This window comes from Phenylobacterium glaciei, from assembly GCF_016772415.1.
Taxonomy (GTDB): domain Bacteria; phylum Pseudomonadota; class Alphaproteobacteria; order Caulobacterales; family Caulobacteraceae; genus Phenylobacterium; species Phenylobacterium glaciei.
The window spans coordinates 1,505,960-1,528,464 of sequence record NZ_JAGSGD010000001.1; the positions used below are offsets into that span (position 1 = coordinate 1,505,960).

Below are 22,505 nucleotides of genomic sequence, written 5' to 3' on the forward strand. Positions count from 1 at the left end.
GATCGGAGAGTTATGCTAGGGTTTGGCGGGCACGTTCAGCATGACGCCGTCCAGACTCAGCCGGTTACTTGACTCCATCGGGCCTTCAAAAGCCTTCGCGCTCTCCGGCCAGCCGTCGGATTGGATGTCCAGAATGTTCCCGTTGGCGAATGTTCCGTCGTCTGATGCGAAGTCGCGGACGAGGAAGCGGACGGCAGGGTATGCCTTCGACGAATAGAACATCATGCTGGCGTTCAGTAGGACGCGGTTGTTCTTTGCGCCCTTCAGGGCAAGGGCGGCGACCGGGGCGTCCATCCAATCGATTTGCCCCTGCCACTGGACGCCCAGCATCAGGGAGTTGTCCTGACCGCGGTCGATCATCACACCATCGCCCGTGGTGTCCTGCAGCTGCAGGCTGCTGAAGCGATTGCTGCTGGCGCGGTCGAGAACAAGGCCGGCCGTGGAACCCTTCCGTCGACGGGTGCCAGAGTACCAGATCTTCATCGCCTCAAAGCGGTTGCTGGAGCAATTGGGCCCGCAATAGAATCCTTCGCGGCCCGTCTCGCCAATGTCGATCATGACGGCGTTGTTGTCATAGGTGGTCCAGGCCATGCCACGCCCCCCGACGCGGAAGATCTGTATCGCGCTGGCTGTCTGACTGCCGGCGCCGCTCGCCCTCAGGCCGTCGCCGCCGAAGTTGGCGATCAGCAGTTCGCCATAGCGCCCTCTTGGGGTTTGAGCGCCGATGGGGCTGTTGGCTCGGAAACATTCGTCTCCGCGCCCGCTGAACGCGTTGGCGAAGGAGATCGCATGCTGCCGATCCAGCCACGGGTCCTTCTCTGGATCGGCTTCATAGGGGCTTCGCCCATACCGCCAGCCTCCGTCCAGGGTGAGGCCCCAGAACAACCAGTTGGTGGCATAGGGGTCATCCAGCGCGACGAAGGTCTCCTCGCGCGCGTCCGCTGATCCCCGAACCTGTTGCAGGATCACTGTCTGGGGGGCGTCGGCATAGTAGCCGCTGTTGGCGCCGAAGCGCAGACGTTGGAGACGATAGCGGCCCGGCGCAATCTTCACGTAGAGGCCGTGGGGGGATGCTTTCATGGCCGCCTCGGCCGCGTCGAACACGCGTTGATCGTTGGCCGATCCCAGTTTCACGCCAAGCGCCGCAGCGAAGCTCGCCAAGCTTCGGACGCTGGGGATCGCCGGCCCGAGCGGAGGCGGGCAACGAGCGGTCACGCGGACCCCCGCGGCGGCGGGGGAGGAGGCGGTCATAAGGATCATAAAGGCAAGCAGCATCCCCCCGGCCAGGGCCGCTGCGGCGCAACGAAGGCGTATTGCGGCTGAAATTGTGAGGGGCATGCTCATTTTTTCAAAAAACTCTGAGCTCCATGGAAGTCGACTTGCGCGGGCAGGTCCGACAGATCACAAGACCTGCGACCTGTCAGGAGGACTCATGCAGACTGTATTGGTTAGCGGCGGCGCTGGTTATGTCGGCTCCCATACCTGCCTGCGTCTGTCAGAAGCCGGTTTTAATCCTGTCGTCTTCGACAACCTGTCGAACGGGCATGCGGAATTCGTACAGTGGGGGCCTCTAGAAGTCGGCGACATACGCGATAGCACACGGCTGGACGCGGTGTTTGCAGCGCACAAGCCGGTGGCGGTCCTCCACTTCGCAGCGCTGATCGAGGTGGGAGAGTCGGTGCTGCACCCCTCCCGCTTCTACGAAAACAATGTGGCCGGCGCGTTGAACCTGGTTCAGGCGGCGCAGAGGGCAGGGGTAGACGCCTTTGTCTTTTCCTCCACCTGCGCAACCTATGGCGACCCCGTGACCACCCCCATGGATGAGAGCCACGTCCAGCGACCCGTCAATCCCTATGGTCGCACCAAGCTTATGGTGGAGCAGATCCTTGCCGATCTGGACCGCTATGCGGGGTTCCGATCCGTCAGCCTGCGCTACTTCAACGCCGCGGGGGCCGATTTCGACGGGCGGATCGGAGAGCGTCATCATCCCGAGACCCACGCTATTCCTCTGGCCATCCAGGCCGCCATGGACAGCGGCAAGACCTTCAAGATTTTTGGCGAAGACTATGCAACCCCGGACGGGACGGCGGTGCGTGACTATATCCACGTGCTGGACCTAGCCGACGCCCACGTCCTTGCCCTCAAGCGGCTGCTGGCCGGGGGCGCCACTGATGTCTTCAATCTGGGCACGGGCCGTGGCACGAGCGTGCGCGAGTTGATCGATACGATCCGGACGGTCTCCGGCACCAACCAAAACATGACTGTTATTAAGGCTGAACGGCGGCCTGGTGATGCTGCGGCCCTGGTGGCGGACAACAAGAAGGCCCAGGCTGATCTGGGGTGGACACCCCGCTATGGGCTGACCGAGATCGTGGAGTCGGCGTGGCGCTGGCATCAGGCCGAGGCCAATCGCCTTGTCCTGGCCGGCGTGGAGTAGAGCCCAACCGTCCCTTTAACGGCCGCCACACCCGAGTGTTCGGGTGACGACATGCCGCCGTTTTCGACGCGCGTTTCTGTGGGGCTGGACTGGGGCGACCGAGGCGATCGCATCCGAGCGCCTGGCTAGCTGATGCGTGCAATCGGGCTGGGCGGTGGGGTGCGCATGCCAGCCCGCCGAAAGGTCGTTGACCTTTCCGGGCGCCCGTCCTGATCCCACACAGGTCGCCCCATCCGAGGGCGCAAAATTCCCGCCACCATCCTGCTCGCCCGAGGTCCGCCCTCCGTGCGCGCCCAGCCGAGCGCTCGCGTTGACGATATGGCGTCCTGTGCCGGCCTGCGTCCATCCAAACCTTCGCGAGGGTGAGCCCGGTTGTTTACTTGTCATTTAGGTAAACAACAAGATAATACGTCGTATTGATTTCGTTAACTTGAATTGATGTCTCTTTACTATGAATACATAGTTTACTTATTCAATAATTAAACACGTCATTTCACCGTGATTTAAATTGAGAATGAGAGATTACCCTTCGAAAGCTTCAGAAGGGAAGTCTTATGCGGTCGTTAACTTTGCTGAGCTTGGGGTTTGCCTTGATGCTCGGCGCCTGTACGACGGTGAGCCCTACGGCCAATACGTCGCTGACGTTGCTGACGACCGCGCCAGAGAGCGCAACCAAGAAGGTTGCGGTCTCGGCGTTCATGCCGATGGGCGCCGCGGTTGACGCCCCCCGTGGCTATGCCGACATGTGCAGGGTGCGCAGTCCCCTGTGTTCGGAGCGGCCCGCGATTGAGGTCGCCGGCCGCATGCTGATCGGCGACTTCGCCTCCAGCGTCGACCTGAGCGCCAAGCCTTCTTCGATCCGCAATGCCCAGCCGGAGGGCCAGGCCTTCCTGATCCGTGCTTCCTGGGGCGGCGCCCCGGCGCTGGCAACCGGCGGACTGGGCGCCGACCTTGGAGAGCGCGAGCTCTCCAGCTTTGGTATGGCTGCACTGCCCGCCCCGGCCGTTGACGCCCCCGCGGCGCCCAAGCCTGCCGACGCGGCCGCCAAGCCCTTGGCGGAGCGCCTGAAGATGCTGGCGTCCGTCAACAGCTACGTGAACCAGCACGTCGTGCAGCGGACGGACATGCAAAACTACGGTGTCGAAGAATACTGGACCCGCTCAGGCGTTGGACCTGGCGCGACCGGCGATTGCGAAGATGTCGCCACCGAGAAGCGCCAGCAGCTGATCGAGCAGGGCTATCCGGTCGAGGATCTTTTCTACGCCGTCGCGTACCGCCGCGACATCGGCCTCCACGCGGTGCTCGTGGCGCACACCGAAACCGGCGACCTCGTCCTTGATGGCCGCACGTCGCGGATCGTGAGTTGGGACAAGGCCGGCTATAACTGGGTGAAGCGTCAGGCGCAAAATGACCCCTCGTCCTGGGTCATGATCGATCATCCCAAGCTGATGGCCTCTGGCCTGCGTGTTGCATCCCTTGATCCCGAGATGGCGAACCGGGGTGGTCCTGGTTCAAACTGAGACTTGAGGCCGCTTTTCAGCCCGTGTTGCATTGCGGCATCGGCTTGCGCGGCGGCCCCAACGACAGTATATCATTTGTTAAGACATCTGGAGATTTGACCTATGACGCGCAGGTTCTTGCTGGCTTTCGTTCTCAGCGCTTCCTGCCTCGGGGCATGCTCAAGCATTGGCGCGCCGGCGGCGCCCGCCGCCCAGTCCGTGATGGACGCCCCGGCGGCAGCCGTCGACGCAGCGGCGCTGCCGAGTCTTTCAGACTACACACTGGGCGCAGCCGACAAGGTTCGAATCCTTGTTTATAATGAACCTAATCTGTCGGGCGAGTTCCTGGTGAACTCCAATGGCATGATTTCGGTGCCGCTCATCGGCGATGTGACGGCCCTTAACCGCACCACCACCCAAATTCGTGCCGATATCGAGACCCGTCTCTCCGCGGGTTACCTGCGTGCGCCGCAGGTCAGTGTCGATGTGCTAACCTTCCGGCCGTTCTACATCCTGGGCGAAGTGAACAAGCCCGGCGACTATCCCTATTCGGCCGGCCTCACGGCGCTGAAAGCGGTCGCCACGGCCAACGGCTTCACCTATCGGGCCGACAAGAAGAACTACTATCTCAAGCACCCGGGCCAGTCCGAGGAGGTCAAGCATCCCATGTCCGCGGACATGATGCTGCAGCCTGGCGACACGGTTCGGATCGCGGAGCGTTATTTCTAGGCGCCCCGTCGAGAATCTGACGCCGGAATCGGCGTCAGACAGTTGTTGCGACAAAGTGTCTTTATTGTTCGGCCAAGAAGTTGCATAAGTCAGTGCAACAACGTCCATTACGGCACACACGTGGGGTGTTCAGATGTCTAAGCTTGAACTTCTAAATTCAATTCGTAGGCGAACTCTATTCGCCTCCCTGGCGATTGCTGTCGCGACTGCTGCGGCTCCGGCGACTTACGCGGCGACGACGCCCGTCCTCACCAGTGAGCAGCAGGCCCAGGTCTCGGCCTTGGCCACCAAGCTGACCAACTTGGTGAAAGACCGCTCGGCGGACTCCTCGGAGGGTGATTTCCAAGGCGCCATGGCCGACGCCGTGTCCGGCTACAGCGCCGAGGTGATTGCGGCAGCGCTTGCGCAAGTCGCTGGCACCCCGGGCCTCCCGGCCAACGCCATCGCGGCCGCCAAGGGTCTGCAGCGCCAGTACGCCAGCAACAGCGGCACGGGCGGCGGCACGGGCGCCGTCGGCGGCCAAGGCGGCACCGCGTTTGGCTCCGGCCCTGGCTTTGTCGGCGGCGGCGGCGGTTCGAACTACGGTCAATAGGGCTGCCCGCGCCTCGGCGCGGGAGACGTGATTTTCTTGAGGGGGTACGGGCATGACCCGGTTGCGCGTTTCACTGTCGCTTGGGGCGGCTTCCACGCTGCTGTTCTTTGCGAACGGCGCTTCCGCTCAGAGCGGCACCACCGACTTCGACGTGCCCCAGTTCTATGGGCGCGGCAAGAACACCAGTGTTCTTGAACGCGATCGGTCTGAGTACCAAGCCATCGGCGTCCACGCCGGCGCGTTCACGGTCTATCCGAAGCTGAACGTCGGCGTCTCTTCGACGGACAATGTCTATCCGGGCGCCAACACTGCGGCGCTCAAGAACAAGTCCGACCAGTACGCCACCATCGCGCCTTCGGTCTTCGTGGCGAGCGATTGGAGCCGTCACAGCCTGTCGGGCTCGGCCTCCGTGCTGCGGCAGGAATATTCGAAGTTCTCGACCGAGAACTCCACGGGTTGGGATGTCCGGGGCAACGCGCGCCTCGACGTGCACGCCGATTCCTACATCAACCTGGGCGGCGATGCTCAGCGGGTCTATGAGGCCCGCGGCAGCCAGAACTCGATTTCCACGGCCTCGAAGCCGATCCCGCTGGACACCCAGGGCGCCTACGTGCGCGGCCTGTACAGCGCCGATCGAGTCCGAACCGCTGTCGACCTCGACTATCGTAACTTCGACTACAAGAACGTACCTGGCGCGCTCTTCGAAGACACCCGAGATTTCGAGCAGAAGCGGGCGAGTTTGCGCGCCGACTTCGCGCTCAGCCCCGACACCGCGATTTTCGCCAAGGTGGCTGGCGCTCAGAACAAGTATCGTCAGGGCACGAGCACCGGCGTTATCACCGACAAGCGTGACTCCAGCGAATTCCGGGCCCTGACCGGGGCCAACTTCGACCTTTCCGACGTCGCCCGTGGCGAAATCGGTGTGGGCTACGTGTCGCGCGACTACGACTCCGTCTTCTTCAAGGACGTCAAAGGTGTCGCGGTTGCGGCGAAGATCGAGTACTTCCCGACCCAGCTGATTACGGTGACAGGTGTCGCCCAGCGTTCGGTGCAGGATGCGGCCTTCAGCCGGTCGGGCGGCTACTTCCAGAACACCGTGTCGGTCAGCGCGGATTATGAGTTGCGGCGTAACTTCATCGTGAGCGCTGCGGCCGGTTATGAACGCGACGAATTCCAAGGCGTCGACCGCTCTGACAAGGTCGCCAATGTGGGCCTGGGCGCTCGTTATCTTGTGAACCGCAGCTTCGGTATCGGCGCTTCGGTCTCCTATGCCGACCGCAAGTCCTCCGGCGCCGCGGCGACCATCGGGCCGCAGTTCAACGTGACGCGGATTGGCTTGAGCTTGGTATTCCAGCGTTAAGCATCTGACGCGATAATCGGCGTCGACAAGCTTAGTGTTGGGAATCTTATATGTCGAACGCCGAGGCGTCTCCGGAGCCTTTTACCAAATATAGTCGGCTTTCGGGGAATCCGCTTGATGTCCGCGGTCTGGTCGACGCGTTCGTCCGGCGCTGGAAGCTGTTCTTCGCGGTGGCGCTGGGGCTGATCGTTATTGCGATCACAGCGTCCCTGATCCTGCAGCCCGTCTACAGCGCCACCGCCAGCATCCGCATCGATCCGACGGTCAAGTCGGGGATCGATATCGATGCAGTGGCGCGGGGAGCGCCGCCGGACCAGGCGCTTGTCGACAGCGAGGTGAAGATCATGCAATCGCGCGATGTGGCGCGAAATGTGGTCCGAACCCTCAACCTCACCGCGGACCGTGAATTCAATTCGCAGTTGAAGCGCGGTTTGAAGCCGTTTGGCACGGCGAAAGCCTCCGCCGAAGAGGTCACCACCGACAGCGTGCTCAAGCACCTGAACGTCGCCCGTGAAGGTGCGACCTACATCGTGGCGCTGCGATTCCAATCGCACAACGCCGCCAAGGCCACCAATATCGCCAACGCCATGGCGCGGGAGTATCTGGCTTCCAGCGTCCGGCTCAAGATTCAGTCGGCGTCCGAGCAGGCGACATCGCTTACCGAACGCCTGAGCACCGCCAGCAGCGCGGCCGAGCAGGCCGACGCAGCCCTGGCTCAGTACAAGGCCAGCAACGGCATCGTCACGGGCGCCACCGGTGGCACTGTCACCGAGCAGCAGATCTCCACGGTGACTTCTGAGCTTGCGGCGGCGGAGTCGGCGGCTGCGGCCGCACGGTCGAACTACATGGCGGCGCGAGCCCAAATCGCGCAAAGCGGGATCGAAGCGGTCTCAAGCGTGCTGAGTTCGCCGACCATCCTGGAACTGCGCCGCCAGCGTGGCGACCTGCTGCGCTCTCGCGCCGAAGTCGACGCCCGCTATGGCCCCAAGCACCCTGAGACGCTCAAGGTCGCGCGGCAGGTTGAAGGTCTGGAAGGCCAGATCCGTGAGGAATCCCTGCGTATTGTCAGTGGCCTCGAGAGCGACGCCCGCTCTGCTGAAGCCCGGGCCGCCAGCCTGCGTGGCGTGCTGGGGGGGCTGAAGGGACAACTGGAGACCAATAGCCGGGCGTCGGTGGCGGCCGACAGTCTGCAGCGTGAGGCCGAGGCCAAGCGTACGATCTTCAACCAACTCGCCGGCGCGGCGCAGCAGGTGAATCAGCAGGAGCAGAGCAACGTCGCCCAGGCCCGGATCGTAAACGCCGCCAGCTTGCCGACCCGTCCCTACTTCCCCAACAAGCCGCTGTTCGCGGCCCTGGGCGGTGCGCTCGGCTTGATCCTCGGAATCGCCGCGGTGCTCGTCGCCGAGTTCATGGACGACGGAATCCGAACGCCGGAAGAAGTGGAGCGCGAGCTCGGAATCAACTTCATCGCGTCCGTCCCGCTGCTGACGGCGCGCGCTCTCGTGATCGACAACAAGAAGATCGAGCCGTGGGATTATGTCGTCGCAAGGCCCATGTCAGGCTACGCCGAGGCGATGCGCACGGCGCGTAGCGCCATCATGCTGTCGGACATCGACAAGACCCAGAAGGTCGTCGCCATTACCTCGGCCTTGCCCAATGAAGGCAAGACGACCTGCTCGGTATCGCTCGCCCGCATCATGGCGATGACTGGCGAGAAGGTCATTCTGGTGGACTGTGACCTTCGCCGCAACGCGCTTGCAGGCCTGTTGCCTCAGTCCCCTGCCGCGGGGCTCATCGAAGTCCTGTCGGGCACGGCAAAGCTCGACACTGTCATCGTTCAGGACGCTGTGACTGGCCTGGACGTCCTGCCGCTTCAACAGGCGGCTTTCACCACGCGCGATCTGTTCGGTACGAAAGCCATGGCCGATCTGCTGGTCGAGCTGCGCAGCCGCTATGATCACGTCATCCTGGACGGTCCGCCGGTTCTGGCCGTTACGGACGCGCGTACGCTTTCGACTCTGGCAGACGCCGTGGTGGTGGTGGCGCACTGGAACAGGACGCCAAAGCACGCGCTGCAGGCTACCCTCGACCGTCTCTCTCGCGACAAGGCTCCGATAGCTGGCCTGGTTCTGTCAATGGTCGACACCCGGTCGCGCCTGAACATGAACTCCTACTATTACGGGAATTACCGGGCCTACTATCACGACTGATGCCGTGCCGACGCCGCCGGGGCGGCCTCTATCGGTGCAGGCTTCTGGCCAGCAGCGCGACAGCCACGACTGAGATCGCCGAGAGGCTTATCGCTGACGCCCAAAGGGCCTCGACGATGCCCACGCGACCGATCAGCACGTAGCTGGCGAAGCCGGCGACGCAGATGATCGACGTCGCCACGAGGGTCGGCACCGCCCGCCGGTCGCCCGAGTGGCCGATGAAGTGTCCGGCCGCCGCTACCCCCACACCGGCCAGCATGGTCAGGGCCGCCGGCGCACCGCTGCCGTGAGGGACGACATTGTTGGGACCAAGGAGGATGCCGAAGCTGGTCTTCTCCCAGACCGTGACGGCGACGGCGGTGCACATGGCGGCCGATATGCCGCCGCCGATCGCCAGCATCGCTGGCCAACGCCCGCTCTTCACGTCCCCCAGCAAAAGGGCCCGGGAAACACGTGGGAGCGCGATCTCCGCGAGATTCCGCGTCACAGCCAGCACCATTCGCAGCAGCTTGAGCACAGCGTCGATGGTGATGATCCCTGGGCCGACGCCAAAGCGGGCCAGGAAGATCGCGTAGGGCGCATTCAGGGTGAGCCATTCGGCGAACACCGCCTGCAGCGCCACCCAGAGCCTATCGAGGTGGGCGCGCACCCCTTGGACGGTCAGCCCCGTCGGCCATGAGAACAGGCCAGACCCCCGCGCCATGAAGACCGTGACATAGAGATGAAACAGCAGGGTCTGGACAGCGAACGCGATAGTGCAGAGCAGGAACTCGTGCGTGAAGAAAAGGGTGATGAGGTTGATATAGTTGGCCACGCGGCGGAAGAACGAGACGCGTTCGAACTCCAACGCCCGGTCCACGGCCATCAGCGAGAGCTGAATCTCAAAGTACCACAGGTTTGAGTAGGTGGCGTAGAACATGAGGCAGGCGAAGGCGACGTACTCCGCCATGCTTGACGTGCCGATCGCGACGGGGCCGATCAGCGCGACCAACAAAAGTATGATCTTGTTGAACGTGTAGGCTGCGGCCGCTTCAGGGGCCGCACGATCGGATCCGCGCACGGCGCGCTCGCGCAACAGCACGAAGTTTCCGCGCGCCACCGACTGACTGATTGGAAGCAGGTATAGGCAGATCGCCTGAGACAGGATTGTCATGGCGAAGACGCGGTGCGGCAGCACACGTGCGAAAACCAGGGTCTGAGCCAGCGAATAGATTAGGGTCAGGCCGGCGTTCAGCGAATGCACGCCGGCGAAGCCGACGATCAAGGCCTTGATGCGATGAGGGCCAATGCCTCGGATCTGAGCGATGAGGCTCACGCGCGATCCGCGAGCAGCGTGCGGACGAAGAGATCGAGTGACCGGCCTCTGTTCTCCCAGTCGTAGATGTCATCGCAGTGGTCGTAGGCGGCGTTCTGCAGGCGGTTGAGGCGCGCGAAGTCGTTAAGCAACTCGGGAATGGCAGTCGACATTTCGTCCAGGTTCTCGGCTTCGGCGTAATGGACATTGGCAGTCAGCCCCATCCCCTGGACGGCGTGCCGGACCGCCAGCATGGGTAGGCGCTGGAACACGTGGGTCAAAGCCCGTACCTTGAATCCACCGCCGATCTCATCGGGGATGAGCCCAAAGCGCACCGTCTGGAGATAGGCTTCGATGTCGTCGACGTAGCCGTAGAAGTTGAAGCCTGGAAACCGCGCCTGGAACTCGGAGTTGTCGCCGGCGCCCACAACGTCGACATCGCATGTCCTTTCGATCCCATGCGCGGCCAGGGCTGTCAGCGTCTGATCAAGCACCATACGTTTGTGATGCGCCTCGTGATTGCCCAGAACACAGATTCGCCGCGGCGTTTGGGCGTCGATGACGCGGGCAGCCAAGCGTGGACCGTTATAGGCCGGCGAAATCGTGACCGATGGCTTTGCCGTGACCCTGGCGAAAGCGCGGGCGTCAGCGTCGGTGTTGGCCACCAGTCCGTCGGCTATTCGGTTGGCGGCGCGCTCCAGGTTGCCGGCCTTCCAGGTGTCATAGGTCAGGGCGGCGCGCATCCCGAGTGAGCGTTCGGCCAGCACCATCTGTCGCCGAACGTCGTGCTCGAAGTTGTGGTTCACCGGAATGATCAGCGGGCCATTTTCGCCCAGCGCCTCGCGCAGCGGCGCCACCAGCCCGAAGAGGCCAATGAAGTCGACGAAGATGGCGTCAACCTCGCGTGACGCGGTGATCGCAGCCTGCAGATAGGCCGAGCTCTTATGTCGATAGGCGACATTGGGTAGATGCGACAGCACGCTGGCGAGGCGCGAAGGCTCGTCATGATCGATGAGAGTCCAACTGAGCCGTGGCGCGTCGGGCGGCAAATCGGAAGGTTTGCCGAAGGCGAGCACATGTACCGGGGTGGAATGCGAGAGTGACTCCAGCAGATACCGCGAATAGTCCATGTCGCCGCCACGACGCGAGCCATAGGGCGGCCAACGGGTTAGCCAAAGATAGCTGAGGTCGGCAGACGACCCATCGCTGGGGGGGGCGGAATCGCTCACCGCCATATCGCCCCGCCGCAGGCGCGAATGTAGGCTTGGGCATGACGGTCGATCGGTCGCCTGGCTGGGCGACCAGGCTTCTTCAGCCAAGTCGAGAACTTGCCCAGGGCTCGGCCAACATTTACCCGCCCGCGCTCCTTGATGACCAGGAAGAGGGTGAAGAGCACGAAGTTGGCGATCATCGGCGCCAATGGCGTGTGCAGGTATGAGATGATGTACCGGTTGGAGAGGGTCTCCGTCCTCTGATCGATCCGGCTGGCGCGGCCGCCTTCATCCGTCGTCTCGATGGCCACGATGTCTGGCTGATAGAGGATTTTCCAGCCGGCCTTGATGATCCGGTATGAGTATTCGCGCTCCTCCAGGCCATAGAAGAATTCCGGGCTGAAACCACCCACATCTTGATAGAGGGCGCGGCGTAGCGCCACCAGGCCGCCGACGAACCGGAACGTGAAGAAGGGCCGCGTGGTGTCGACATCCTTGCGGGTGTGAGGAATGAACTCCGGCAGCAGGGACATGGTCTTCGAGTCGAGCTTGCGTGCGTTCACGACCCCGACGCGGGGTTCGCTGGTGAACGCCGCCGAGAGTTTATCGAACAGGTCATGGCTTTCGATGAGCACGTCATCGTCCAGCAGCACCAGGATCTCACCCTTGGCCACGGCCATACCGTCATTGCGTCCCGAGACACCCTTGTTCGCGCCGGTGCGCACGTAGCGGCGATGGGCGAAGACTGTGAGGAACGAAGCTCGGTCGACTTTATCGACGTTGTTGTCGACCAGCACGACCTCGACATCCTGACGATCGCCAATCGCATTTCGCAGGCTGGCCAAGGTGGTCTGGAGGGCGGTGTCGCGAGCGTAGGTAAGGATAATCACCGAGAAACCAAAGCGCGCGGGAACTTCGGATGGGGCGTTACGCGCGGCCTGCACTTGTATTCTCCATATGCCGCCACGCTCTTCGAACAGCCTTAGACGTCTTGCAAGAAAAATGCCTGAAAAAGTCTTCAGAATACGGCGTGGAGCTTCAGTCTCAGTGGTGACGAGCTTCGCCAGGTTAGGTTTCTGATGTCTACGCCCCCGCCCGGTCACGCATTGCGTAGTTTCTGTTCAACAACGCCTAACACCGATGGTGTTGTTGAACGCATGACCCCAGCCGCGCTAGGTTGCCCGCCAGCCTGAGGGCATCGACAGGCAAGCCCGTTGGGCGTGGCCCTTGCGAAGGAGTGATCGCATGAGCACGGTACGGGCAGGCGCCGTCAGGACATTGGTCCTGGGCTCCTTGAATTTTGTCCTGGCCCTGGGGGCGGCGTTGGGTGTGCTGGCCTGGGCCGGCCGGTTCAGCACAATGCTTGATCTGCTGAACCACGCCACGCCGCTGTTTTTCGCAAGTTCCCTGGCCCTGCTGGCCCTGTCGCTAACGAAACGTCCGAGGCCTCCGCTGACCTTGGCGCTGGCGCTGCTGGGCCTCCTTGGCAGCGGTCTTGTTGTTGGGCGGGAACTGGCGGCGAATTGGGCTGAGCCGAAGGCGAGCCGCGCCGCGCCGCGCCTGACCGTGCTCACCCAAAACGTATGGGCGCAAAACCCGTCACCGGCCGCTATGGCCGCCTCGATCCTGAGCGTCGATGCCGATGTCGTGGTCATCGAGGAGGCGGTGGGCGCTGGCCGCCCGGTAGTCGCTCTCGTCGCCCAAGCCTATCCCTATCATGCCGACTGCACGACGGTTACGCAGTGGTGCGCCTTGGCCATCCTGTCGAAGAAGCCAATCAAGACTTGGAGCTATCACGTCGGGAGTTGGCGGCCACCGGAATGGGACCGCCTAGGCCTCGTGCGCGCGACAATCGACGGCGGCGCCGCAGGCTCAGTCGAGATCATCGGCACTCAGTTGATCCATCCCGATCTCAAGGGCGACGCGGCCTTGCAGGCCCTTGCTCTAAGTCAGGCGGTGGACTCCGTGAATCCAAAGACGGCCATTCTCGTCGGCGACTTCAACCGTACCGCCTGGGCCTACTCCCTCAAGCAATTCGATGCCCGCACGACCCTCCGGCGGCGCACTCACGGACTTGCAACCTGGCCGGCGCGCTGGCCGACCGCGGCAGGGGGGTGGGCCTGGCCAATTCCATTCCTGCCAATCGATCAGGTCTATGCCGGATCGAGCTGGCGGGTGGTGTCACTGCAACGATCGCCGGCCTCAACCTCTGATCACTACGGAGTTGTGACGACGCTGTCGTACGAACCACGTTAATCTTCGCAAGCTAAAGAAGGATAGCTCCTCCAATCACAACGTTCATGACTTCGATCGCCACAAGCCTACGCAGGGATAACGCAAGGCCAAGAATTGCCGGCGTTTGGCTCAAAATCCGAGATCACCTTGTCTGCGGCTTGGTGGCGCTGATGATTTTCGTCCAATTCGTCGCGTTTGGCGCCAACAGCAGCCTGCTGGCGGCGGTTTTCGCTATGGTCGAGGTCATGGTCGCGCTGGTGGTTGCTGCTCTGCTGTCGAACGAGGACCTCGACGCATTTGCGGCCAAGGCCGTGCCGGTCACAGCCCTCTACTTCGCCGCCGTGGCCGGGGGCGCGACGCCTTTGCTGCTCGCGCTGGCAGGCGCACCTCATCCGAAGCTGCTGGCGCCCGACGTCATCGGACTGGAGTTGCTCAAGCTCGCGGGGCTCGGCGCCGTGGTGCTCACCGGCGCCCTTGTCGCCAGTGACCGAAGCCGCATGAACCGCCTGATCCTGGCCCTGGTGACGATGGGTCTGGCCTACACGATCCTCTCCCTCTGGATAGGGCAGGCGACCCCGCTCAGCGTCTGGGGTCAATCCAAGGGCCCCCACACCTTCCGCTTCACAGGCACGCTCTTGAACGCCAATGCTGCGGGTTGCCTGTTCGGGATGCTGGGCCTGCTTTCCCTAGGCACGCTGCAGGACCGGTTCCAACGCCTGGACCTTCGAAGCTCGGGCCTTACCGACTATGGCCTCCTGGCGGTCAGCGTCTGCGGCGCCTTGGCGGCCTTTGGCGCCTGTGTGCTGACCCAGTCTCGCACGAGCCTCTTCCTGTCCCTGATCCTGGGCGCGATCCTGGTGGTCGTGGAGTGGCGAAACCGCCGACGGCCCAGCCGTATCCTCGCCGCTTCGGTTATCGCCGTGCTGCTGGGCGGGCTGGGCTTCGGCGCGAGCCAGATCGCATCACGTTGGGACAGCCTGCTCGCGGACGCCGGCGTGCGGGTGGATGCCTATGGTCACTATCTGTCCGCCCTGATGGCCTCGCCGCTGTTCGGCTACGGGCTGGGCGCGTTCAAGACCTTCCATGAGTCCATGCTCACCCCGGAATTGGCGCCGTCGATGTGGGACTATGGCGCCGCCCATTCGGCCTTCATCCAGTCAGCCATCGAAGGCGGGGCGCCATTCGTCTTCTTCATTTGCGCCGCGCTTGTGATGATGGTCATCGCCATCCGCCGAGGCGCATCCGTGCGGCATGGCATGGGGTCCCTGGCGACCGGCGCGTTGGCCGCGGCGGGGCTGGCCGTGATCTGCTCCTTTGTGGACATCGCTCTTAATGTGCCCGCGGTCGCCGCCTTTGCCGCCCTGCTGCTGGGAGCCGTCTGGGGGAGGTCGCTCAGCGGTCGCGGCAGCGCGCGCGCGACACGCCGGTCTTCGCGCCCCGCTGTGGTGGCCGAGGGTCTCCATGGCTGAGCTTTGCTTCGGTCTGGCGGGCCTGTTCTTCCTGCTCTCAATCCATCCCTACACCTTTTATCCGCTGTCTCTCTGGCTGATGCCGAGAACGCCCTTACGTTTGCCGGCGCCAGGCTGGACACGCCCCACCATCGCCATCTGTATGTCCGCCTACAACGAAGAGCGGGTCATCGAGGCCAAGGTGGAGAGCCTGTTGGCCATGGTTGCCGACTACGGCCCGGCCAGCATCAACATCTATGTGGATGGCTCGGCCGACCGAACGGCGGAACTGCTGGAACCTTACCGTGACCGGATCACCCTGATCGTTTCCGAGACCCGGCGGGGCAAGACCGCCGGCTTGAAGGAACTGCTCGCCGGCATAGACGCAGAGGTGCTGGCTTTCACCGACGCAAATGTTCAGGTCCCGCCAGACAGCCTGACCAAGCTGGCCGCCGCTCTGCAGGATCCGGACGTCTGCTGCGCCTCGGCGCGGCTGACCTATTCCAACGCCGCCGAAACCGGTGTCAGCGCGTCAGGCACCCTCTACTGGAATCTGGAAGAGTTCATCAAATCTCTGGAGACGCAGACCGTCGGATTGATGGGTGTGGATGGCGCGCTTTTCCTGATCGAACGCTCAGCCTATTCGCCGCCGTCGGACGAACTGATCGACGACCTTTATGTGTCCGTCAGCGCGCTGCTGACTGGCAAGCGCGTGGTTTCTGCGCAGTCGGTGACAGTGGAGGAACGCGGCGCTTCGCTCTGGCACGAGGAGTTCCATCGCAAGGTGCGCATCTCTTGCCAGGCGATCAACGTGCACCGGGCGCTTTGGCCACGCCTGCGGCGGGCCCCGCCGGCGATCCTCTATTGTTATATGTCCCACCGCTTCCTGAAGTGGATGACCCCGTTCAGCCTCAGCCTCACAGCCGCCGCCCTGCTGGTGGGCCTCGGCTTGACGATAGGATGGCTGCCGGTGCTGCTGGCCATGGTGATCTTGCCCGCGCTGCTAGCCCTGGGGGCGTGGATCAACCTTCCTATGTTCCGACTGGTCCTGGGCGCGCTTGTGTCCTTGTCGGGGGTCGCTTGGGGAATCCTGGTTGCCCTGCTAACCGCGCGGACCTTCGCCACCTGGACTCCCGCTGCGACGGTGCGGGACTAGCTTCGACACCGGCCGGGCCAAGCCCGCGTTCAAGGCGCTTGCCGCGCGCGGATCGGTGAAGGCTGTGAACAGGCCGGTGGCCGCAGTCGGATCAACATCCCGCATCCAGACCGTCTCGTTGACGACCTGAGCCCGGACCGTGGGGGTTAGACGGTCCCAGTTCAAAGCCCCGTATCGGATCCTCCACGCGGCCTCCATCGGCAGGAAGGGCGCGGCGACATAGCTACGCGTGAGGGCGTCAAGCGCCGCCGCCTGACGACCATCCAGGGCGCGAGCGTAGCTGACCCAGGCCCACCAGCCGCCAGAATCAGGCCGGGCCGCGAGGGCCCCAGCAAACTGCCGCTCGGCCTCCGCAAGCTTGAGGCGTCGCTGCGCCGGGTCAGATTGCGCGGCGGCTTCCGTGGTCAGGCGCACGCCTATCGCGGCGCGCGCCCGCGGGGGACAGTCGCTGACGCAAAACGTGTCGCCACCAACCTCCCAGGGGAGCGGCCGTGGGCCACCCAGGGCCCTGACCGTAGCGGCCTCGGCGCGCGCGGAACTCAGTTCCTGATTTACGACCACCAGACCCAAGCCGGTCGCGGCGATCAAGGCTCCGCCCAGCAGCCAGCGCAATGCGGACCGCCGGCTCGGCAGGCCAATGGCGTCGGTCATGACGTTGACTCCGGCATGTTGGCGGATGCAAGGCCCGCGGGTCCGGCCAGCATCATCTGACGCCAGCTCTCGGCGAAGGCGGAGGGGCTGTGGAAGGTGCGTAGGTAGTCGGAGCCGACGCGCGAAGCCTCGACGAAGAGTGTCAGGTGATCCTGCGGCCGCGAGATCAAATCGGCGAGGCCAGCCTCATCGGAGATGTTCAGAGGGTAGTGGTCAAGGGCCATCGACTCGAAGGTCAGAGCGTTGCCGATCACGGGCGCGCCGTGCGCAAAGGCTTCCAGCACCTTGGTCTTCACCCCGCCGCCGATCAGCGATGGCGTGATCAGGACACTCTGGCCGTCGTAGACTTCGGCGAGGCTTTCGACGTAGCCCGCCGCGGTGACCGATGGCGGCAGGGGATCGGCGCGCGACCGCAATCCGTACAGGACGAGCCGCGCCTCAAATCGCTTCCGCCGCCACAGGTCGGTGAGATAGTCGATCGTCAGCCGGTTCTGGGTCAGGGCGTCTGACCCGATAAACACGAACCGCACCGGCGGTTTCAGCGTTTGCGGCGGCGCGACCGGTTCACTGCAGGGCGGTATGACCGCGATCTCAGCGCGGTCGTTTTCCTTGCACAGCGCCGTCAGGATTCTCGCGTCCTCGGAGGACAGCAGCACAAGGGCGTCGGCCAGGTTGGCGAGGCGCTGCTCGATGTGAACCAGAGTGCGCTGCTCGTAGCGAACGATCAGGTTGCCGACCCCCTTCGACATGGTAATTCGCTGCAGAAACTCCGGCAGCCGCTTGGTGAGATAACCTGGTGAGAGCGGCTCGCCGGCCTCCAGCAGCAACGCCATGCGGCGCGACATCAGATCGTCGAGATCGACGACGATCCGAAGGTCGGGAAATTTCTGACGAAGATAGACCAGCAGCGAATAGCTGCGGACGCCGTCGAGATAGAGCGCCGTGATATTCTTTGGCAGTTGCGCCACCAATCGACGGTGGTCGGCGCGATTGGCGAACAGGGCGCATTGCAGGGGCAGGAGTTCGCCCATCAGCAGGCTCTGAAGCCAGCCCAGCGATGCGCCGATGAGGCGGGGCAGCGAGCGGTCGGTCAAGACGTTGGGCAGCCGCAGGACGGTGAGGTCAGACGACGCGCTCAGGACGGCGCGGATCGCATGCGCCACGCGCAGCCGCCCGGCCATGGACTCGCCGTCCAGCTTCCGGGTCGAGACCATCACCACCACGTCACGGCGCGAAGGAACGGGCGAGGAGTCAGACATCAAGGCGATCCAAGGTCCAGCTTGAGCTGATCCGCAATTCGTAAGCTTAGCGCCAGGATGGTTAAGGTCGGATTGGCTTGGCTCGAGGTCGGGAATACCGCGCTGCTGGCGATGAAAAGGTTCGGCGTCCCATGAACACGGCAATCGGGATCGACGACGCCGTCCTTGGGGTTTGCCGCCATGCGGGCCGCCCCCAGGTGGTGGCCGCCGTAGGCGCCTTCGGAGAGCGCGGCCTGAGCCACCGCCGCCGGGTTATAGCGCAGGGCGCCGGTTCCCGTGCGGGTGAGTTCCTCGGAGAGTAGGCCATAGGCCCGCTGCAGGCTCTCGATATCAAGCGGCGTGGTCCGCCAGTCTGCGCGCAGCCGACGCATGCCCAGGGCGTCCCGCTGGTCGCTGAGTGTCAACCGGCTGTCAGGATTGGGCGCCTGCTCGGCGTGAAACTCCAAGGCGTAGACGCCCTGGCGCGACCCCAGCACGACCGACGGCAGTTTGCGGTCTGCAAAGGTGCGCTTCTGCAGCCACATCCGAGAGAAGGCGGCCAGTTTCACCGGATCGCGCAGGATGTTCCCGATGTGGCGCAGGCGGTCGCCGGCCTTGCCGCGGCGCTCGCGGAATTTCCGGCTGTATTCGTAGAGGACCATGTCCTTGACGAGGAACATCGCCGACAGGACGGGGTCGCCATGAGCGGGATCGGCGGGATCTCGCAGATGGGTGCGGAAGATCACGTTCAGGCCTGAAATGCGGCGCTGCGCCTTCTCTGTCAGGGCCAGGCGCCGGCGAACATAGATTCCCGCAGGGTCCAGTTCATAGTCGAAGGCGACGGACTGCGGCGTCGCGAAGGTTATCTCGCCGGAGGTCGCCGCCAAGTGGCTCATATAGTAGCGGCCCAGATGGCCGTGGTCGCCACCGACCCCGCCTGGCTTCACATCGTCGGAGGCCAGGAGCAGGCGCACTGTCTCAAGGCCGCCGGCGGCCAGGACGTAGCGTCGGGCGCGGACCGCCAGGGAGCCGCCGTCCGGTCGGCGCACCTCCAGGTGATCCACCGAGGCGCCGTCCAACGTCAGGCGCACGCCCGTCAGCGGCGCGTTCAACAACACCTGGACATCGGGCGCGTTGGTGAGGTCGGGGCTGAAACGCTTCCAGAAGTCGGTCGGCTTGCTGAACCTTTCAAGACGGGTGGCGATGAGATCGCTGTCCAGCCCTGGCGCCAGCTCTGTTGGCCGGCCGGGCAGGGCCGTGGCGGGGTCGTAGTCGAAGGGGCCGGCTTCGGCGACGATCTGCGCGCGCTCGTAAAACTTGGTCAGATCGGCGAGAGCGATGGGCCATCCCGGACCTGGAACCCAGGGACGGAGCTCGAAATCGATAGGATCGTAGGGCAGGCAGCGCCCGCCCCAGATGCGGCTGGCCCCTCCGGCGGCGCGGACGCGGAAGTGATGCAGCCAGGGATGCACCGCTGGATCAGCGAGCTCGCCCTCGAAGAGGCTCTGCCCCGCCTTCGTCTGCTTGAGGCCCCCCGCCTCCAGCAAGAGGATGCTCAATCCGCTGCCGCGCAGGGCATGAGCCAGGGTGAGGCCGGCCGCGCCGCCACCCACCACCACGACATCCACCGGCGCTGTCCGCGCCGCGAGATCGTCCCACCCGATAATCACCTAGCGCACTGTCCCCAACAGCATCAGGTACGGCGCAGTTGCGCGCGCCTGTAGTTGATGCCAGCCCCTTACTTCCATAGACGCCGCCACTTACCCTTGTCCCCCCTAACGAAATAGAACCAGAAGCCCGCCGGGCTGCAACAAGACTGCCTAGCTGACGGGTTCAGCAGAAATGGCGAAGAAACGGCATGCGACAGTGGCTCATCGGCGACTGTCCAAGCGGTGACCCTGATCCCTTTCAGAGGCGTGAAAAGGACGTTTGAGACCAGAGGCGGCGACTAGCCGCAGACCCTTGCCAGCTCGCGCAGATGCGCGGGCTTGCTGGTGCCGGCGATGACACAGGCGATGTCGCCGCGCTTCGCGGCCCGGGCCACAGCGTCGAGCGGCGCGAGGTCCGGCTGCAGGCGGATGACCTCACGGGCAAAGACCGCGATCCCTTTCTCCGCCATGACCCTATCGAGACCGGTCTCCGTGGCCCGGACGACGAGGTCCCATGGCAGTTGCAACTGGGTGAGGCCGGGCATCGCGACCGCCGCCTCGACCTCGGGCCAATGATCACAGGAGGCGCCAAAGTGCCGGGTCTTGCCGCTCGCCTTCAGCGCTGAAAGGGCTTCGGCGACCCCTGGATCAGCATAGACCTCCAGAGGCGGGCTATGGAGGAGTACGGCGTCGACATAGTCGAATTTCAAACGGCGCAAGGAGGCCTCCAGGGCGCGTGAGAATCGGGCCGGGGAGAAGTCTTCCCTCATGACGCCGTCGCGCTGCGTGCTGACCCCCGCGCCGCCGCCGCGCATTTGCAAGAGGGGCTTCAGGATCGGCTTCAGGGGACGGATGACGCGCATCGCCGGCGAAAACTGTTTGCCGAACTTGGTGATGACAAAAGCCTCGTCCCGCCGCCCGGCCAGCAAACGGCCGATCTCACGTTCGCTGTCGCCCTGGCCATAGATGTCGGCCGTGTCGAAGACGTTGACGCCCAGGTCCAGCGCCAGGCGCATCAGCGCGCGCAGATCCTCCATTGGCGTCGGATTGCCCAGGGATCCAACCTTGCTGCATCCGAGTCCGAGGCGAGAGACCTTGTCCGTCCGCCGAGCGGTTGGATCGGCTATGATCGAGGTCTGCAAAGGCCAGCTCCGTCTACTTGGGCGATTCAGTCGGCGGCCGAACGCGCAGGGTCCAATCCCGGGAGCGGTAGGCTAGAGGAAAGTTGGCTTCGATATAGGGGCCGTAGAGCGCGATCAGGGCCTCCGTCGAAGCTGGCTTGTTGGGCCGGTGAGGTATCATCACGCAGGTGACACCGCCGAGCTCCGCCGCCGCGGAGGGATGGACCCCTGGTGTGAAGGAATGACCTAGGTCGTGCCAGGTCCAGCCGTGGTTCGGGGGGCGATCCGTCAGAAGGGCGAAGGGCTCGAACAGGTCGGCGGTGAACACCTCCCCCTTCTGCGGACATGACTTCAAGAGCGCGACGCCGTCCCGGAGCGCTTCGGCGTATTCGTCGCCATAGACAGCCCCGACGCCTCGAATGCGCTCATCCTCGCGCGGTGTGGTGAAGCGCAGGTCCGCAGCGGCCGGTATGTCGGCGGTCAGCGGGGGCAGGGCGATCGATCCGGCGCCATACTGAACCAGGACCAAAGCGCTTGGCGTCAGGGAGGTGATGGACCAGACCACGTAGATGGCGACCGCCTTCCAGGTCGAGGATTTTAGGTCCGTAGGGGCCCTCAGTTCCGGCTCGATCACGGCGACCAGGGCGGCCCAAAGCAGGATCAGGCCCTCGACCTGGGCGTTCTGCCAGACGATCAGAAGAGATGCGCCTGCGACGAACAACACGAAGATGTAGTCGTCAAGCTTGTCACGCCACCGCCGCCACATGATGAGGGGCGCCAGCGCCGCCACGAAGGCCAGTTCGTAGCGCGCATCGAAGACGTTCAGCAGGATGTGGCCGATGCGGCCGCCGCTGGCGCTGGCGATGAAGGCGACGTCGCGGAGATAGGCCAGGTTGAACCCCCAGCCGTAGCTCAATTCAAGCGTCGCCGCGGCAAGTGCGGCGACGATGGCGGCCACTGCGATCGAAGGCCAGGCGCCGGGCTTGCGGAGCCCCCAGACACCGCAGAACAACACCGCGATGCCGCCATAGGACAGCTTGAGATAAATGCAGGCTGCGGTCAGGAGGCCGAGCAGAACCCCTTCGACCAGCGGGCTGACGGCCCGACGCGGCGTGATCCAGAAGAGAGCCGCCGCCGTCAGCAACGCCCAGCCCTCGCGGTTGTAGAGCATGGCGAAGGTCGCGCCGGCCAGGTTGTGGTCGGCCTTGGCATAGGGGGCGCAGCCGAGCAGCAGGATGGCGAAGCTGACGACAAGGGCGCTGAGGTTGGAGAGGCGGCTGCGAGCCACATAGGCCATGATGCCGGCGACGACCCCGAAGAACAGCAGGGTCGCGATCTCCAGGGTCTGGGACACCGTCTGGCCAAGGCTGTAGGCGGCGGCCATCTGAAGTTGGAAGAAGACGCCGAAGGCGGAATGGAAATCGCGGCCCGGAACTTGGCCCGAGGCCAGTCGATAGCCGATATCGACCATCGAAAGGCTGTCGTGGGGCATGGCCGCCAGATAGGCCCCGGGGGTGATGAACAGAGCGCCGAGCACCAGGACGGCCGCGGCGCCCACCCCCAGGCCGATCGCCGGCCAACCCGCCTGCGCGCCGGCCCAGCGCGCCAAGCGTTCAAACTGGGTCTGTGGGATTGAGATGTCGGCCATGGGGGAGGTTGTGAATCTGTTTGCTGC

At 64.0% G+C, this 22,505-nt stretch carries 18 protein-coding genes; 9 read left to right on the top strand and 9 right to left on the bottom strand.

Going from position 1 to position 22,505, the window contains the following annotated elements:
• Positions 1 to 15: 15 nt before the first annotated feature.
• Complete coding sequence (locus tag JKL49_RS07315; RefSeq protein ID WP_215339423.1) at positions 16 to 1,161, bottom strand: hypothetical protein; 1,146 nt, start codon at positions 1,159 to 1,161, stop codon at positions 16 to 18.
• 271 nt (positions 1,162 to 1,432) lie between these two features.
• Here JKL49_RS07315 and galE point away from each other — a divergent pair, with 271 nt between their 5' ends.
• The 6 genes from galE to JKL49_RS07345 all read left to right on the top strand — a co-directional run bounded on the left by galE (position 1,433) and on the right by JKL49_RS07345 (position 8,827).
• Positions 1,433 to 2,437 carry a UDP-glucose 4-epimerase GalE gene (gene galE / locus JKL49_RS07320; protein ID WP_215339425.1) on the top strand — a complete coding sequence of 335 codons (1,005 nt, stop codon included), beginning with the start codon at positions 1,433 to 1,435 and terminating at the stop codon, positions 2,435 to 2,437.
• 593 nt (positions 2,438 to 3,030) lie between these two features.
• Positions 3,031 to 3,957 carry a transglutaminase-like cysteine peptidase gene (locus JKL49_RS07325; RefSeq protein WP_249778211.1) on the top strand — a complete coding sequence of 309 codons (927 nt, stop codon included), beginning with the start codon at positions 3,031 to 3,033 and terminating at the stop codon, positions 3,955 to 3,957.
• Between the two features lie 102 nt (positions 3,958 to 4,059).
• Complete coding sequence (locus JKL49_RS07330) at positions 4,060 to 4,665, top strand: polysaccharide biosynthesis/export family protein (protein WP_215339429.1); 606 nt, start codon at positions 4,060 to 4,062, stop codon at positions 4,663 to 4,665.
• A gap of 133 nt (positions 4,666 to 4,798) precedes the next feature.
• Positions 4,799 to 5,257, top strand: coding sequence for a hypothetical protein (locus JKL49_RS07335; RefSeq protein WP_215339431.1), 459 nt, complete (start codon positions 4,799 to 4,801; stop codon positions 5,255 to 5,257).
• Positions 5,258 to 5,309: 52 nt separating this feature from the next.
• On the top strand, positions 5,310 to 6,617 hold the full coding sequence (locus JKL49_RS07340) for an outer membrane beta-barrel protein (RefSeq protein ID WP_215339433.1): 1,308 nt from the start codon (positions 5,310 to 5,312) through the stop codon (positions 6,615 to 6,617).
• Positions 6,618 to 6,667: 50 nt separating this feature from the next.
• The gene (locus JKL49_RS07345) at positions 6,668 to 8,827 is read left to right on the top strand and encodes a GumC family protein (protein ID WP_215339435.1); all 2,160 of its coding nucleotides are present in this window, start codon (positions 6,668 to 6,670) and stop codon (positions 8,825 to 8,827) included.
• A 28-nt stretch (positions 8,828 to 8,855) separates the two neighbouring features.
• Here JKL49_RS07345 and JKL49_RS07350 read toward each other — a convergent pair whose 3' ends face one another.
• From JKL49_RS07350 to JKL49_RS07360, 3 genes are all read right to left on the bottom strand, one after another.
• Positions 8,856 to 10,142, bottom strand: coding sequence for a hypothetical protein (locus JKL49_RS07350; protein WP_215339437.1), 1,287 nt, complete (start codon positions 10,140 to 10,142; stop codon positions 8,856 to 8,858).
• Positions 10,139 to 11,251 carry a glycosyltransferase family protein gene (locus tag JKL49_RS07355; protein WP_215339439.1) on the bottom strand — a complete coding sequence of 371 codons (1,113 nt, stop codon included), beginning with the start codon at positions 11,249 to 11,251 and terminating at the stop codon, positions 10,139 to 10,141. Before JKL49_RS07355 ends, JKL49_RS07350 begins: the two co-directional genes overlap by 4 nt.
• A 95-nt stretch (positions 11,252 to 11,346) precedes the next feature.
• On the bottom strand, positions 11,347 to 12,276 hold the full coding sequence (locus JKL49_RS07360; RefSeq protein ID WP_215339440.1) for a glycosyltransferase family 2 protein: 930 nt from the start codon (positions 12,274 to 12,276) through the stop codon (positions 11,347 to 11,349).
• A gap of 301 nt (positions 12,277 to 12,577) precedes the next feature.
• Between JKL49_RS07360 and JKL49_RS07365 the strand changes: the two genes are divergently transcribed.
• From JKL49_RS07365 to JKL49_RS07375, 3 genes are all read left to right on the top strand, one after another.
• On the top strand, positions 12,578 to 13,588 hold the full coding sequence (locus JKL49_RS07365; protein ID WP_215339442.1) for an endonuclease/exonuclease/phosphatase family protein: 1,011 nt from the start codon (positions 12,578 to 12,580) through the stop codon (positions 13,586 to 13,588).
• A 149-nt stretch (positions 13,589 to 13,737) separates the two neighbouring features.
• On the top strand, positions 13,738 to 15,036 hold the full coding sequence (locus JKL49_RS07370) for an O-antigen ligase family protein (RefSeq protein ID WP_249778213.1): 1,299 nt from the start codon (positions 13,738 to 13,740) through the stop codon (positions 15,034 to 15,036).
• Complete coding sequence (locus JKL49_RS07375; protein WP_215339462.1) at positions 15,029 to 16,171, top strand: glycosyltransferase; 1,143 nt, start codon at positions 15,029 to 15,031, stop codon at positions 16,169 to 16,171. The genes JKL49_RS07370 and JKL49_RS07375 overlap by 8 nt, the downstream gene beginning before the upstream one ends.
• Here JKL49_RS07375 and JKL49_RS07380 read toward each other — a convergent pair.
• The 5 genes from JKL49_RS07380 to JKL49_RS07400 all read right to left on the bottom strand — a co-directional run bounded on the left by JKL49_RS07380 (position 16,118) and on the right by JKL49_RS07400 (position 22,478).
• Complete coding sequence (locus JKL49_RS07380) at positions 16,118 to 16,822, bottom strand: hypothetical protein (RefSeq protein WP_215339464.1); 705 nt, start codon at positions 16,820 to 16,822, stop codon at positions 16,118 to 16,120. The two genes, JKL49_RS07375 and JKL49_RS07380, sit on opposite strands and share 54 nt — an antisense overlap.
• Entirely contained in the window at positions 16,819 to 18,081 is a 1,263-nt protein-coding gene (locus JKL49_RS07385; RefSeq protein WP_215339466.1) for a glycosyltransferase, read from the bottom strand. Before JKL49_RS07385 ends, JKL49_RS07380 begins: the two co-directional genes overlap by 4 nt.
• Complete coding sequence (locus JKL49_RS21295; RefSeq protein WP_215339468.1) at positions 18,081 to 19,730, bottom strand: FAD-dependent oxidoreductase; 1,650 nt, start codon at positions 19,728 to 19,730, stop codon at positions 18,081 to 18,083. Before JKL49_RS21295 ends, JKL49_RS07385 begins: the two co-directional genes overlap by 1 nt.
• 278 nt (positions 19,731 to 20,008) lie before the next feature.
• Complete coding sequence (locus JKL49_RS07395; RefSeq protein WP_215339470.1) at positions 20,009 to 20,851, bottom strand: aldo/keto reductase; 843 nt, start codon at positions 20,849 to 20,851, stop codon at positions 20,009 to 20,011.
• A gap of 13 nt (positions 20,852 to 20,864) precedes the next feature.
• A complete protein-coding gene (locus JKL49_RS07400; protein WP_215339472.1) occupies positions 20,865 to 22,478 on the bottom strand; it encodes a hypothetical protein in 1,614 nt (537 codons plus the stop codon).
• Positions 22,479 to 22,505: the final 27 nt, after the last annotated feature.

Bases quoted from the DNA above. Each gene is read 5' to 3' on its own strand.
- galE (WP_215339425.1), top strand. From the start codon at position 1,433: ATGCAGACTGTATTGGTTAGCGGCGGCGCTGGTTATGTCGGCTCCCAT.
- JKL49_RS07325 (WP_249778211.1), top strand. From the start codon at position 3,031: ATGCTCGGCGCCTGTACGACGGTGAGCCCTACGGCCAATACGTCGCTG.
- JKL49_RS07330 (WP_215339429.1), top strand. From the start codon at position 4,060: ATGACGCGCAGGTTCTTGCTGGCTTTCGTTCTCAGCGCTTCCTGCCTC.
- JKL49_RS07335 (WP_215339431.1), top strand. From the start codon at position 4,799: ATGTCTAAGCTTGAACTTCTAAATTCAATTCGTAGGCGAACTCTATTC.
- JKL49_RS07340 (WP_215339433.1), top strand. From the start codon at position 5,310: ATGACCCGGTTGCGCGTTTCACTGTCGCTTGGGGCGGCTTCCACGCTG.
- JKL49_RS07345 (WP_215339435.1), top strand. From the start codon at position 6,668: ATGTCGAACGCCGAGGCGTCTCCGGAGCCTTTTACCAAATATAGTCGG.
- JKL49_RS07355 (WP_215339439.1), bottom strand. From the start codon at position 11,251: ATGGACTATTCGCGGTATCTGCTGGAGTCACTCTCGCATTCCACCCCG.
- JKL49_RS07365 (WP_215339442.1), top strand. From the start codon at position 12,578: ATGAGCACGGTACGGGCAGGCGCCGTCAGGACATTGGTCCTGGGCTCC.
- JKL49_RS07370 (WP_249778213.1), top strand. From the start codon at position 13,738: ATGATTTTCGTCCAATTCGTCGCGTTTGGCGCCAACAGCAGCCTGCTG.
- JKL49_RS07375 (WP_215339462.1), top strand. From the start codon at position 15,029: ATGGCTGAGCTTTGCTTCGGTCTGGCGGGCCTGTTCTTCCTGCTCTCA.
- JKL49_RS07380 (WP_215339464.1), bottom strand. From the start codon at position 16,822: ATGACCGACGCCATTGGCCTGCCGAGCCGGCGGTCCGCATTGCGCTGG.
- JKL49_RS07385 (WP_215339466.1), bottom strand. From the start codon at position 18,081: ATGTCTGACTCCTCGCCCGTTCCTTCGCGCCGTGACGTGGTGGTGATG.
- JKL49_RS07400 (WP_215339472.1), bottom strand. From the start codon at position 22,478: ATGGCCGACATCTCAATCCCACAGACCCAGTTTGAACGCTTGGCGCGC.